3 protein-coding genes are annotated in these 15,041 nt (G+C 58.8%); all 3 read right to left on the reverse strand.

Annotation, left to right across the window (positions count from 1 at the left end; all coding sequences use genetic code 11):
• Positions 1 to 159: 159 nt before the first annotated feature.
• Complete coding sequence (locus tag KBP52_RS10845; protein ID WP_212622728.1) at positions 160 to 2,091, reverse strand: hypothetical protein; 1,932 nt, start codon at positions 2,089 to 2,091, stop codon at positions 160 to 162.
• Between the two features lie 130 nt (positions 2,092 to 2,221).
• Entirely contained in the window at positions 2,222 to 4,258 is a 2,037-nt protein-coding gene (locus KBP52_RS10850; RefSeq protein ID WP_249122269.1) for a hypothetical protein, read from the reverse strand.
• A 462-nt stretch (positions 4,259 to 4,720) separates the two neighbouring features.
• On the reverse strand, positions 4,721 to 14,845 hold the full coding sequence (locus KBP52_RS10855) for a retention module-containing protein (protein ID WP_212622729.1): 10,125 nt from the start codon (positions 14,843 to 14,845) through the stop codon (positions 4,721 to 4,723).
• Positions 14,846 to 15,041: the final 196 nt, after the last annotated feature.

The raw sequence follows: 15,041 nt of genomic DNA on the forward strand, positions 1-15,041 counted from the left end.
GAACGATACCGATTGCCACAACCGAACCAACGTAGGATTTTTCTGAAGTTCACAGGGTAAAAGTCCTTAAAAAAATAGTAACCATTTCCACTGGCTACTCGTTACATATTTAAAAAGGAAGGTACATGCAGTACCTTCCCTTGCGACTTCAGCACCTTCTTAAGGCAGGGGGCATGAACCACCCGCCGGATCAACCATATAAACCCTTACCACATGTTCTGCAGATGATGTGTCGCGCCCATTAATAACAGCCGAGTAGCGTATGCCTCCCCACGCGTTTTCCGTGGTCAGGATCGCCGGATCATAGGGAATCTTTACAATGAACCCGGCGGTTGCTTCCTGACTGGAGGGGGTGTAGGGAACTTTGGCTTCGGTACCGGGTTTAGTTGTGCTTCCGTTGTCACTGTAGCCTTGATAAGTGAACGTCAATTCCTGATCTGCCAATTGAGGCTCGCCCCCCGCGACCAACACTTCGACTACAACGCCAGCGACGCTATCCCTTCGCAAAGACAAGCAATTCAGCAAGCCGAAGTCGTCATCGAGGTGTTGGAACTTCACCTCCGGGATGACATCTGGACGAATAAGTACGTCAACATCGGTCGCCGTCGAAACATCCACGTTATCGTTTACATCGTGGCTGATTACATAATGGGCCTTGATCGGATTACCGTTACCTGCATCCTCGAAAACCCTCCATAGAACAGTCCATTCCAATTCGGCTGGAGGCGTAGCACCGATTTTTACAATCCCGCCGTCTGCCTCGCTTACCGGCTCACCTTTCCAGTAAAGTTGTACTTCGTCATTCTCCTTGGCCCCGGTATAGATCGTTGCCGTTACAATTACCGGGCCGCTGTTATCAGCCTCCCTCAACTGATTGGCAGCCCCGCCAGCGTCGCCTTGTACTGACACTGTTGGCAGATCGGGGTTAGGGTTGCCTGGCTTGTCGGGATCTATTGGCGCGCCTGGCTTGCGCAAATCCACGCTAATGTTGTCCAGCTCGACCGGAACAAGAGGATGAGCGACATCCTTGCGCAGTATCTGATAACTGGCTTTAACAGTCTTCAGGCCGGCATTGCCGTTGAGGACATCGCGGAAGGGCACATCGACATAAAAAGGAAACCCGGCAATCGTGGTAGCCGGCTGTAACCGGCCATCCCAAGTGACTTGCAACTTATCGCCCTGAATGAAGTTGGTGTATTCAGCTTTAATCCCGACGCCAATCGGCTCCTGAGCATCCGCCAGATCAATCAGGTTGTCGATATTCAGGGGAATATCCAGCGGCTGCAAATCTGCTGGTGGATCTGTCAGCGTGACCTTCAAGCGTTTATAAGGTGAATGAAGGCTTTTATTGCCCTTGCGATCCGTCACCTGCCAATAAATAGCCCTTTCTCCCTCTTCATCGTCCAGCATTGCCGCGGTCAGTTGAAATTCCAGAGGCGTAGCCAGATCCGTACGCGTAATGGATCCAATCCGCGTCGGCAAAGGCACGGAAGTGCCAATAAAACATTCAAGAAAATCATCGAGCATGTGGCCGGCATATTCCTCAATAGTTATCAGCACATGACCATTATCGTCGAGATATTTTTTAGTGATACCGTCACGCTCTACTTCGGGTGGAACAATGACCTCTGTTATCGGCAGCGGCGCAGTTCTGTCAACATTAATCTCAACGGGTGTTACGACAGCGATGTTCCCGCCTTGATTGAGGTAGTAGCTCAATTCATGTTCACCCGGTTTGTCGGTCAGGTTGGCCGGCAGCGTCATAGGGATCAAGAGAATGCCAGGGTCAAGAGGCGTGCTGTAGCTATATCGCGTTTCTGGCAACCTCTTGCCATCGAACATCAGATCAATAAGCCCCGACACGGAGGGCGTATCACCTGCTTGTTTAGGCCGAGGCACATTCACTTTCAATACCAAGCCCTGTAATGAAAGCGGAACCTGATTCTTGCCATCACCGACTTGATTCGGCAGCAAGGGATTATCAGGGTGTATTTGAAGGGGCTCTGCATCCATCTGCGGGGCTGCATGGCGGATTCTCTTGTAATCCAGTCGACTTTGCTGTGCAGAGGTGAGTTTTTTATAAACGGTCATTTTATCGCTCCTGGAGAGGACGCCCACGCATACGCAACCACGCAGGCATACGTTTGGCACTGGTTAAACTTCTTGTCACTGAAAGGCATTACTTGAGTCAGACACGAGAAACGTGAAATTCAGGAACTGCTTATTTCAACAAGCCTGGCAACTTCGCAGACAAGTGTTCTGCAAACTTTTTACCCCATCCGGAATTCTCGCAGGGCGAACCGCAGTAATCCTCGCCCTCTTTATCGGAGCAGACAATACCGCTGGGCAGGGTTCTATTAATAATGACGAATTCCTCTTTTGAACTGCCCACGCCGCCCTTGGCTTTCTTAAGTGTGTAATGACACAGTGCAGAGCCGTCATCCACCATAGGGGCAATCAAACGTTCAAAGTCCGCGACATGCACTTCAAAACCATCACGCGCTTGCGCGTCACTCAATATCGTGGGGAACTTGTCTGTCACTCCGGGAATAGGTTCAGAACCATTCAGTCCTTTACATCCTTGCCAATTCAGAGTCACTTCATCATCTTTGTCGAAGGCGGCATTCCCCTCGATTTTCACCCAGACCCCTTTCCACAGTCGCGGACATGCACAACAGTCAAGAACACCATTTTTGTTCGCATGCGGAAAGGATGGCTCCTTCAGGTTTTCGATCACCACAATCGATACATTGACTGATGTTGTCAGAGCCTGTTGCAGATTGACGTTGTTGCTGGTCGTGTAATAGACCGGTAATGCAGGGTTCTCCCGGTCCTGGTCAATGATCGGCCAAGGAATGGTGAACGGCACGCGCTTACCGGCTACATCACCGGGCTGGACGATATATTGTGCTGCAGGGGTGGCGTTTGCTCCCCAGAGCAGGCTGATGGTCTGCCCGGCAAGTGGCCCATCAAACAGCTCGAGAATCCCTTCGGCAGGCTCGCCAAAATCATCCGACGTCAGCGTGTTGAGGCGTTTCGAATTGACGCCGTATATTTCTACTTTTGCCAGATCAGGGTTGAGTAATGCCGGGGCATTGGCGTGGTCCTGCCCTGCGAGGGTCAGATCCACGGGGACCCGGGTTCCCAGAGAAGGTTGTGTGGTGCCTGAAGGACGTCGCACTTTGTAAGTCACCGACGCCGTCAAAGGCCCCAGCCCCTTAGCTGTCAGGGCTGACCAAAGCACTCGCACGACCACGGGAAAGCGGGAAGGATCAACCGGCACCGGCGCTAGCGGTGTGCCATTCCAGTCGAGCAGAATTTCGTTGTCACTACCTGGATTGTCATAACGATCGATTTCTACCGTCACGGCTCCCTGAGCCACCGCACCTTCACGGGCATGCTGGCGGTCAATCAACCCTCGGTCCGACAACGGCACGCGAGGCGGTTTGAGATTTCCGGGCGCCGGGAGCAGATCGACGAACAATTCCAACAGTTCTGATCTGGGGCCTTTATTGCCCGCCCAGTCTCGTAGACGGTAATAGATATAGCGGGACCCTTCACCCCGATCACGAATGTCCTGTTCGCGCATGGTGATAAACAGTTCATTACGGTCAATGTCTATCTGACTGAATTCCTGTTCATCAATCTCGGTTTCCGAATCGGAAGGTTTATCCGTATCGGTCCAGAAATAAATGGCTCTGTCCCGGGCTTTTATCCCCACATAACTGCGCACTTGAAAACGAACCTGCCCATGTTCCTTCAAGTAGTCGTCGGTGATAGCGCCGACGACATCGAGCATTTCCAGCAAGGCGGGTTCCTGACCATCATCCGGGGCCACCCTGTCCACGGTAATACGTTTTTTAGCGGACTCAGCAGGGTTGCCCCCCTGGATCAGGATGTAAGACAGGTCGTAGATGCCATTGTCCAGATAGTTCCTGGGGACTGATACATACTTGTCCCCAGGTTCGATGGGAAAAGGGAACTTAAATTCATTGACTTCGCGAAAGGCATCCCCAAGCGGGCGAAATCCCACTTTGACAATATCCGGCCCGAGAACAGGATCGGTTGTGAAGCTCCACGCTGGAACAATCAACTGCAGATCACGGTTCAACTCCGTACGCGGCAACAGCCCGTCGGGACTTTCTGCACCGTGTTCGTCCTTGAGAATGACCGGCACTTGCGGAACCGGCAAAGCGGTGACTCCTGATGGTTGCGGATTTGCACTGTGCGGGCCTTGTGTGTGTTCCGAGGGCTGCATGGAGGACGCTCCGCGACAATTAACCAAACGTTGGTGTGCGGTATCAACAGGGTGATACCGCCGCTGCATGGGTTCGATTTAATGCGCAAAGGCGGGCGCTGCCTACTGTCAGAAATTACAGGTTTTGCTACCGTTCGTCGGAATCAATGCTCGTACGCAGGGGGCTTAATCATGTGCGTTTATCAAAAACGTGCAGGCAAAAAATCGAGCTACACGATCTCGCGTCATCGCCTACAGCTACGCCAGAATCCGCCGGGTTGATACAGGTGTGATCAACCGCTGAGTTATTCGGAGTCAGATCCGGCGCTTCGCGAGCAGGCTCGCTCCCACGGTTAACCGCGCTCCAATGTGGGAGTGAGCCTGCTCGCGAAAGCGCCGGAAGAACAACGCCCTGCCTTCAGGCAGACAAAACCCGCCGCCCCGGTTGAACGGGACGGCGGGTTTTGTCGTTTCAGGCGTCGCTTACACCGTATCCACCTTCAACGAATGATCATTCAACATGCCGCTGATGATCGTCGCCGTGTCATGCCCGCCAGCCACCACCCCGCCCGCCCCCGGCGTCACGCCGTAATGGCTGGCCAGATTGACGCCGGCCAGATCAATCGTCTGGTTCGGCGTTGCGCCGGCCATGGCGCTGACGTCGATGCTGGTGAGCACCGAAGCGCCACTGCCGCTGACAGTGAAGTGCAGGTAGTCATCCAGCGACGCCGTGGTGCCGTTCTCGCCCTGCAGCAGTTGCGACAGGTCGAGTTTGTCAGTGCCGGGGGTGAAGTCGGTGATCAGGTCGTGGCCGCTGTTGCCCTTGAGCCACTGGAAGGTGTCGGCCCCTGAACCACCGGTCAGAGTGTTGTTGCCCATACCGCCAATCAGCAGGTCATCACCGCCGCCACCGTTGAGGATGTCGTTACCGAGACCGCCGTTGATCACGTTGTTATTGTTGTCGCCGGTCAGGGTGTCGTTGAAGTTCGAGCCGACGAGGTTTTCGATGCCGGTCAGGGTGTCCGTCCCCGCGCCGATCGTGTTTTGCGCACCGAGCAGACCGAGGTTGACCGTGACCCCGGCGGTCGCATGGGCGTAGCTGGCGGTGTCGCTGCCAGTACCGCCGTCGAGCAGGTCATTGCCCGGGCCGCTGTAAAGCAAGTCGTTACCGGCGCCGCCGTGCAGCTCGTTATTGCCAGAGCCTGCGCTGAGCACATCGTTGCCGTCGCCGGCGTTGATGATGTTGTCGCCAGTGCCGGCCACCAGCACGTCATCCCCCGAGGTGCCGGTAAGGGTGTGGCCGTCCTGATAGCTGATGGACACGTTGGCGGTGTCGCTGCCGCCATGGTTGTCGTTGGCGGTGTAAGTGCCGTGGAAATCCGGGGTGACATCGTGGGCCCCGGCGTAGTTGACCGTCATGGTCAGTTGGTAGTTTTCTGCCGCGTTGGGGTTACCGCCGCCGTTGGGGTTGCTGATGTTGGTGACGTGGATCTGGTAGGTGCCATCGGCGCTGGCAGTGATCGTGCCGCCATCGGCAATCGCGACGAACGCGCCACCGTTGAGCGAGTACTCCAGAGTGATGTGCCCGGCTGCCAGGTTGTGATCCAGGTTCAGCGTTTCGCCCTGTTTCAGTTTGACCGTGATCAGGTCTTCATCATTGGCATTGGCGTTGGTCACCGCGCCGAGGTAGCCGCTGATCACCAGCACGGCGGTCATCGCTGCGGTGTTGGCGGCGAACGCATTGCGCACATCGGCCAGGGTCTGGTTGGCGGCGGTGTTGTTGTTGCCGTTGAACGTGATCGCGCCGGTGCCGGTGAAGTCCGCGCCCTTCGCTATCCAACCAGTATTGAAGGTGGTCGGTGTGGCGTTGAGCGTATCGCCATTCGGATCGGTGTCGTTGGCCAGCAGCAGTTCGCCCGGCACCACGATATTGCCCGACAGCACGTTGGTGATGACGTGATCGTCGACTGCCACGGGTGGCGCGTTGGGGATCACTTTCACGGTCAGCGTCGAACTGGCGAGGTCGCCGTCGTTGTCGCTGACGGTGAAGCCGATGTTCTCGGTGATGACCACGGCGGTGGTTTTCTGCGAGGTGTAGGTGTAGTCGCCGCTGTCGAGGTTGATCAGCAATGTGCCGCCATTATTGGTGGCGATGCTCAAGGTGTTGTTGGCGGTGTTGAAGGTGCCGTGATTGGCGCCGCCGCTTGGGGTCAACGAGCCTTGGCCGCTGAGGGCTTTTGGATCGTAGGTGTAGGTGGTGCCGTCGACCACGATGGACTTGATGAAACCGCCATCGGCGCCAAAGGTGCCGCCCTCGCCCAGCAACGAACCGGTGACCGGCGCGCCCTGCACGGTGCCCGACAGCACCGAGTTGAGCTGGTTGAGATCGGTGACCACCACCGCGTTGGTGTTGGTGTGGCTGATGCCGTCATACGCCAGCGGGTCGAGGTTGGCGTTGCTCACGCCGCTGCCCAGGCCAATCGCGTAATTCTTGATGTTGTTGGCATCAAGGAAGGCTTTTAACGTTGCTTCATCGGCGGTGCCGATATCGCCCTCGTTGGGTTTGCCGTCGGAGAAGAAGTAGCCGACGTTCTGCGCCCCGGTGAGTTTGCCCGAGGTGTTGAACGCGTTGTACATGGTCGCCACGGCAGCGTCGTAATTGGTGCCACCGCCTGCGGTGAGGCCGGCCAGCAGGGTCTTGGCCGTGGCCACATCGACCCACACCGTCGTCCGGTCGGTGGCGTTGCTGCTGAAGGTGACGAGCTGCACTTTGACATCGCCGAGGTCATCGTACTTGTCGAGCAAGGCGCTGATGGCCTGCTTGGCCAGCGCCAGTCGCGACAGACCCGGCACGCCGGAGGCGTCGGCCATACTGCCGGAAATATCGAGGACGATAAGGATGTTGGAATCGATCTCCACCGCCGCCACCGAACGATCCGACGCCACCGCTTTTGGCACGTCGTCGACGATGTTGACCACGAGGGTGCTGGTAGTGCTGTTGCCCAGCGCGTCAGTGGCTTGGTAAGTGAAGCTTTCGCTCAGAGTGTTCGCCCCGTCGTTGGCGCTCGGCGAGGTTTTCGGCGCCGAGGTCAGCGTGTAGGTGTAGGTGCCGTCGGCGTTGAGCTGGATCTGCCCGTAGGTGCCGGTGGCGCTGCCGACCAGGGTGTAGGTGATCGCGCCTGTGCCGCCAGTGACCGCGCCGACCAGCGTGCCGGTGGCGGTTTCGCCGGTGTTGCTCGGGTCGCTGCCGGTGACCGTACCGGGGGCCAGATCCGCGCCGTCCTTGCTCAGGTCGAGGGCTTTTTCATAGACCGTGACGTCTTGATCGACCGAGGCCAGCAGTTTGCTGTCGGCGACGTTGATGGTGATGGTCGTGGTGCTTTCATCACCGTCGCTGTCGCGAATCGTATAGGTGAAAGTGTCGGTGGCGCCCGGTGGGCTCACCGAGTTCGGGTTGCTGTGATAGACGGCGTTGCCCGCCGCGTCGAGGGTCAGGTAACCGAAGTTGCCATTGATGTTGCTGTTGAGGCCGCCGATGGCTGAAGTGCCGGTGTTGCTGCCGGCGCGCACGCCGATCACTGTGGCCGCGCCATCGGCACCGCTGATGTCATTGCCCAGGACGCTGACGTTGACCGTACCGCCCTCGGCCACCGAGCCGGTGTCGGGTTTGGCAGTCGGCAAGTCATCGATGATGTTGACGTTGATCTGACCGTTGGCAGTGCTGCCATCGGTGTCCGTGGCCACGACGTTGAAGTTCTCGGTGAGGCTGTTGGCACCGTTGGCGTTCGGGTGAGTTTCGTTGTCGACCAGGGTGTAGCTGTAGCTGACGACGCCGGTTGCCGGGTTGTAACCGGTGATGGTGAAGGTGCTGCCCAGCGGCGAAACCACCGATTGCGGGAAGCCTGCGGCGACGCCATTAGTGACCACGGCAATGCCACCGACGGTGAGGGTTTGCAGACCATCGAGCGCAGTGACGGTGAAGGTGCCGCTTTGGGTCAGCGCCGGGTTGTTGGGGCTGGTGCCGTCGCTGAGGTTTTTCTCGTAAACGGTGAGTTCGCCGCCATTGACGTCGAGACCGTTGAGCAGCACCGGATCGTCGTTGTTGTGGATGTTCAGCACCAGGTTGGCGGTGCTGGTGTCGCCGTCGGCATCGGTCAGGGTGTAGGTGAACGTCTCGGTGCCGTTACCGCCGCCGTGCAGGTTTTTGAAGTCGGCATCGTTGGGGTTCAGCGTGTAGGTGTACGTGCCGTTGGCGTTGAGCACCAGCGTGCCGTAAGTACCGGTGAAGGTGCCGGCGGTGATCGGCCCGGCATTCGGTCCGGTCGCGACCACATCAGCGCCTTGCACATCGTTGGTCAGCACGTTGCCGGTCAGGGTCAGCTGGGTTTCCGAGCCGCTGTTGGCGTTGCTGTCGTTCACGGCTTTTGGCACGTCATCGACGATGCTGACGACGATGCTGCTGGTGACGATGTTGCCCAGTGAATCAGTGGCCTGATAGGTAAAGGTTTCGGTCAGAGTGTTGGCGCCGTCGTCGGCATGCGGCGTGGTGCTCGCCGGCGAGGTCAGCGTGTAGGTGTACGTGCCGTTGGGGTTGAGGACAATCTGCCCGTAGTTGCCGGTGGCGCTGCCGACCAGTGCATAGCTGATCGCGCCGACCGCGCCGGTGACCGAGCCGACCAGCGTGCCGGACGCGGTTTCGCCGGTGTTGGTCGGGTCGCTGCCAGTGACTGTACCGGGAGCCAGATCCGCGCCGTCCTTGGTCAGGTCGAGGGCTTTCTCGAAGACGGTGACGTCGGTGTCGCTGGTCGCGCACAGCTTGCTGTTGGCGACATCGATGGTGATGGTGGTGGTGCTTTCATCACCGTCGGCATCGCGCACGGTGTAGGTGAACACATCCACTGCACCCGGGCCGTTCACGACGTTGGGATTGCTGTGGTAGACGGCGTTGCCGTTGGCGTCCAGGGTCAGGTAGCCGTAGGTGCCGTTGATGTTGCTGTTGAGGCCGCCGATGGCCGAGGTCGAGGTATCGGAGCCGGCGCGCACGCCGACCACCGCGCCGGTTACGGCCGGACCATCAGCGCCACCGATGTCGTTGTTCAGGACATTGCCACTGACCGTGCCGCCCTCCGCCACCGATGCGGCGTCAGGGTGGGCGCTCGGCAAATCATCGACGATGTTGACGTTGATCTGGCCGCTGGCGGTGCTGCCATCGGTGTCGGTGGCGACGACGTTGAAGTTCTCGGTGATGCTGTTGGCGCCGTCGGCGTTTGGATGGGTTTCGTTGTCGACCAACGTGTAGCTGTAACTGACCACGCCGGTCGCCGGGTTGTAACCGGTGATGGTCAACGTGCTGCCGAGTGGCGTGACGATCGATTGCGGGAAGCCTGCGGCCACGCCACCAGTCACCACGCTGATACCGCCCACGGTCAGGGTTTGCAAGCCATCGAGCGCGGTGACGGTGAAGGTGCCGCTCTGGGTCAGCGCCGGGGTGTCGGGGCTGGTGCCGTCACTGAGGTTTTTCTCGTAGACCGTCAGTTCGCCGCCATTGACGTCGAGGCCGTTGAGATAGACCTGATCGTCGTTGTTATGGATCTGCAGAACCAGATTCGCCGTGCTGGTATCACCATCCGAATCGGTGATGGTGTAGGCGAAGGTTTCCGTGCCATTGCCGCCGCCGTGCAGGTTTTTGAAGTCGGCGTCGTTGGTGTTCAGCGTGTAGGTGTAAGTGCCGTTGGCGTTGAGCACCAAGGTGCCGTAAGTCCCGGTGAATGTGCCGGCGGTGATCGGCCCGGCACTTTCATTGGTCACCACGCGGTCGGCGCCCTGCACGTCGTTGGTCAGCACGTTGCCGGTCAGTGTCAGTTGCGTTTCAGACGCCGTGCCATTGCTGTCATCCACGGCTTTGGGCAAGTCGTCGACGATGTTCACATCGAGGGTGCCGTTAGCGGTGGTGCCGTTGTCATCGACTACGGTGACGGCGAACTGCTCAGGCAGATTGTTCGCGCCGTTGGCGGTTGGATGCGCTTCGTTGTCGACCAGGGTGTAGCTGTAGCTGACCACGCCCGTGGTGGCGTTGAAACCGGTGATGGTCAGTGTGCTGCCCAATGGAGTGGTGACCGATTGTGGAAAACCTGCTGCTACGCCATTAGTGACGACGGCGATGCCGCCGACGGTCAGGGTCGTCACGCCATCGAGTGCGGTGATGGTAAACGTGCCGCTCTGAGTCAGCGCGGTGGAATCCGCTGCGCTGCCGTCGCTGAGGTTTTTTTCGTAAACGGTGAGTTCGCCGCCATTCACGTCGAGGCCGTTGATGATCACCGGATCGTCGTTGTTGTGAATCTGCAGCACCAGATTCGCCGTGCTGGTATCACCGTCGGAATCGGTGATGGTGTAGGCGAAGGTTTCCGTGCCATTGCCGCCGCCGTGCAGGTTTTTGAAGTCGGCGTCGTTGGTGTTCAGCGTGTAGGTGTAAGTGCCGTTGGCGTTGAGCACCAAGGTGCCGTAAGTCCCGGTGAATGTGCCGGCGGTGATCGGCCCGGCACTTTCATTGGTCACCACGCGGTCGGCGCCCTGCACGTCGTTGGTCAGCACGTTGCCGGTCAGTGTCAGTTGCGTTTCAGACGCCGTGCCATTGCTGTCATCCACGGCTTTGGGCAAGTCGTCGACGATGTTCACATCGAGGGTGCCGTTAGCGGTGGTGCCGTTGTCATCGACTACGGTGACGGCGAACTGCTCAGGCAGATTGTTCGCGCCGTTGGCGGTTGGATGCGCTTCGTTGTCGACCAGGGTGTAGCTGTAGCTGACCACGCCCGTGGTGGCGTTGAAACCGGTGATGGTCAGTGTGCTGCCCAATGGAGTGGTGACCGATTGTGGAAAACCTGCTGCTACGCCATTAGTGACGACGGCGATGCCGCCGACGGTCAGGGTCGTCACGCCATCGAGTGCGGTGATGGTAAACGTGCCGCTCTGAGTCAGCGCGGTGGAATCCGCTGCGCTGCCGTCGCTGAGGTTTTTTTCGTAAACGGTGAGTTCGCCGCCATTCACGTCGAGGCCGTTGATGATCACCGGATCGTCGTTGTTGTGAATCTGCAGCACCAGATTCGCCGTGCTGGTATCACCGTCGGAATCGGTGATGGTGTAGGCGAAGGTTTCCGTGCCATTGCCGCCGCCGTGCAGGTTCTTGAAGTCGGCGTCGTTGGTGTTCAGTGTGTAGGTGTAAGTGCCGTTGGCGTTGAGCACTAAAGTGCCGTAAGTCCCGGTGAATGTGCCGGCGGTGATCGGCCCGGCACTTTCATTGGTCACCACGCGGTCGGCGCCCTGCACATCGTTGGTCAGCACGTTGCCGGTCAGTGTCAGTTGCGTTTCAGACGCCGTGCCATTGCTGTCATCCACGGCTTTGGGCAAGTCGTCGACGATGTTCACATCAAGGGTGCCGTTAGCGGTGGTGCCGTTATCATCGACCACGGTGACGGCAAACTGCTCAGGCAGATTGTTCGCGCCGTTGGCGGTTGGATGCGCTTCGTTGTCGACCAGGGTGTAGCTGTAGCTGACGACACCGGTGGTGGCGTTGAAACCGGTGATGGTCAGCGTACTGCCCAACGGCGTGGTGACCGATTGCGGGAAACCTGCTGCCACGCCGTTGGTGACCACGGCGATGCCACCGACAGTCAGCGTGGTGACGCCATCGAGTGCAGTGATGGTGAACGTGCCGCTTTGGGTCAACGCGGTGGCGTCCGGTGCGCTGCCGTCAGTGAGGTTTTTCTCGTAAACCGTCAACTCGCCGCCTTCGACGTTCAGGCCATTGATGATCACCGGATCGTCGTTGTTGTGGATCTGCAGCACCAGATTCGCCGTGCTGGTATCACCGTCGGAATCGGTGATGGTGTAGGCGAAAGTTTCCGTGCCGTTGCCACCGCCGTGGAGGTTTTTGAAGTCGGCATCGCTGGTGTTCAGCGTGTAGGTGTAAGTGCCGTTGGCGTTGAGCACTAAAGTGCCGTAAGTCCCGGTGAATGTGCCGGCGGTGATCGGCCCGGCACTTTCATTGGTCACCACGCGGTCGGCGCCCTGCACATCGTTGGTCAGCACGTTGCCGGTCAGTGTCAGTTGCGTTTCAGACGCCGTGCCATTGCTGTCATCCACGGCTTTGGGCAAGTCGTCGACGATGTTCACATCAAGGGTGCCGTTAGCGGTGGTGCCGTTATCATCGACCACGGTGACGGCAAACTGCTCAGGCAGATTGTTCGCGCCGTTGGCGGTTGGATGCGCTTCGTTGTCGACCAGGGTGTAGCTGTAGCTGACGACACCGGTGGTGGCGTTGAAACCGGTGATGGTCAGTGTGCTGCCGAGTGGAGTGGTCACGGATTGCGGGAAGCCTGCCGCTACGCCATTAGTGACGACGGCGATGCCACCGACAGTCAGGGTTGTCACGCCGTCCAGCGCAGTGATGGTGAACGTGCCGCTTTGCGTCAGTGCGGTGGAGTCCGGTGCGCTGCCGTCAGTGAGATTTTTCTCGTAGACGGTGAGTTCGCCGCCATTCACGTCAAGGCCGTTGATGATCACCGGATCGTCGTTGTTATGGATCTGCAGAATCAGATTCGCCGTGCTGGTATCACCGTCCGAATCGGTGATGGTGTAGGCGAAAGTTTCCGTGCCGTTGCCACCGCCGTGCAGGTTTTTGAAGTCCGCGTCGTTGGTGTTCAGCGTGTAGGTGTAGGTGCCGTTGGCGTTCAGCACCAAGGTGCCGTAAGTCCCGGTGAATGTGCCGGCGGTGATCGGCCCGGCACTTTCATTGGTCACCACGCGGTCGGCGCCCTGCACGTCGTTGGTCAGCACGTTGCCGGTCAGTGTCAGTTGCGTTTCAGACGCCGTGCCATTGCTGTCCTCAACGGCTTTGGGCACGTCGTCGGTAATGTTCACGTCGAGCGTGCCGTTGGCAGTGGTGCCGTTGTCATCGACCACGGTGACGGCGAATTGCTCAGGCAGATTGTTCGCGCCGTTGGCGGTGGGGTGCGCTTCGTTGTCGACCAGGGTGTAGCTGTAGCTGACCACGCCGGTGGTGGCGTTGAAACCGGTGATGGTCAGTGTGCTGCCCAATGGCGTGGTGACCGATTGCGGAAAGCCTGCGGCTACACCATTGGTGACCACGGCGATGCCGCCGACGGTCAGGGTGGTGACGCCGTCCAGAGCGGTAATGGTGAACGTGCCGTTTTGGGTCAACGCAGTGGAGTCCGACGCACTGCCGTCACTGAGGTTTTTCTCGTAAACCGTCAGCTCGCCGCCTTCGACGTTCAGGCCATTGATGACCACCGGATCATCGTTGTTGTGGATCTGCAGGACGAGGTTGGCAGTGCTGGTATCACCGTCCGAATCAGTGATCGTGTAGGCGAAGGTCTCGGTACCGTTGCCGCCTCCATGGAGGTTTTTGAAGTCCGCGTCGCTGGTGTTCAGCGTGTAGGTGTACGTGCCGTCGGCATTCAGCACCAAGGTGCCGTAGGTACCAGTGAAAGTGCCCGGGGTTACCGGACCGGTTGGCACGCGATCCGCACCTTGCACGTCATTGGTCAGGACGTTGCCGGTCAGCGTCAGCAGGGTTTCCGATGCGGTGCCATTGCTGTCATCAAACGCTTTGGGCACGTCGTCGGTGATGTTGACGTCGAGCGTGCCGGTCGCGGAGTCGCCATTGCTGTCGCCGGCAATCACCGTGAACTGTTCGCTGAGATTGTTGGCGCCGTCACCGGCCGCGTGGCTTTCGTTGCCGTTGAGGGTGTAGCTGTAGCTGACAACGCCAGTCGCCGGGTTGTAACCGGTGATGGTCAGGGTGTTGCCCAGTTGCGAGGTGATCGATTGCGGGAAGCCGATCGGCACACCGCCAACGATAACGTTGATGCCGCCGATGCTCAGGCTGGTCAGACCGTCCGGTGCCGACACGGTGAAACTGCCGCTTTGCGTCAGTGCACCGGGGTTGGCCGACGAACCGTCAGGCAGATTGGCTTCATTGACGTTGAGTTCACCGCCCGCCACATTCAGACCGGTGAGGGTCACCGGATTGTTCACCGGTGGCGGCACCACGACAGCCGGGGTGTCATCGCCGTTGTCGATCACCGCGTTGTGGCGTTCTTCAGGGAATTCGGGAATACCGCCGAATCCGGCAGTAGGGAAACCGATGATCGGATCAACCCGGCCGCCAACTTCCGTCAGCAGGACAAAACTGTGGCCGCCGCCCGCCTCTCCCGGTGCGCCGCCCGGGGCATTCGGACCGGCCGCGGTGGCTTCAGCGGTTTTGCTCGGGTCGTCACCGGCGGCGATGGCTTTCTGGATCTGCTCGACGTCGGTCAGTTGCGCGTCGCTCGGAGTCACTGCCTCAGCGGCATTTACATGCGCCGCCTGACCCGCCAGTAGTTCACCGGTCATGGTCATGCTGCTGCCGCGTCCGAGGGTCAGTTCCTGGCCGTTTTGCAGATGAACGGCGACGGCGCCTTCTGCGCCGGTGATCAGTTGGTCGCCGGCATACAGGCGATCACCTTCAACCAGTGCGCGTTTAGTACCGTCGGCTGACTGAGCGAAAACCTGGCCAATGACTTTAGTGACTGTACCGATGAGCGTTGCCATGTGAAATCCTCCGCTGCCGACCACCGTCGGCACTGGTAAGCGAAGCAGCCCATGGCTCAATCGGGTTGTTGGAGGCGACGCTCGCACCTTCAACAGTTCGTTTCGCAGGTAGCTTCTTTCGGAAACATCAGTGCTATCAAGCACTTCCGCATCCTGATCAAAGCAATACGCCCACTAACGCTACGTAACGGTGGTG

This window comes from Pseudomonas sp. SCA2728.1_7, from assembly GCF_018138145.1.
In the GTDB taxonomy this organism is placed as follows: Bacteria; Pseudomonadota; Gammaproteobacteria; order Pseudomonadales; family Pseudomonadaceae; genus Aquipseudomonas; species Aquipseudomonas koreensis_A.

What these genes read in the sequence shown, in the direction of transcription:
- KBP52_RS10845 (WP_212622728.1), bottom strand. Translation starts at nt 2,091, where the DNA reads ATGACCGTTTATAAAAAACTCACCTCTGCACAGCAAAGTCGACTGGAT.
- KBP52_RS10850 (WP_249122269.1), bottom strand. Translation starts at nt 4,258, where the DNA reads ATGCAGCCCTCGGAACACACACAAGGCCCGCACAGTGCAAATCCGCAA.
- KBP52_RS10855 (WP_212622729.1), bottom strand. Translation starts at nt 14,845, where the DNA reads ATGGCAACGCTCATCGGTACAGTCACTAAAGTCATTGGCCAGGTTTTC.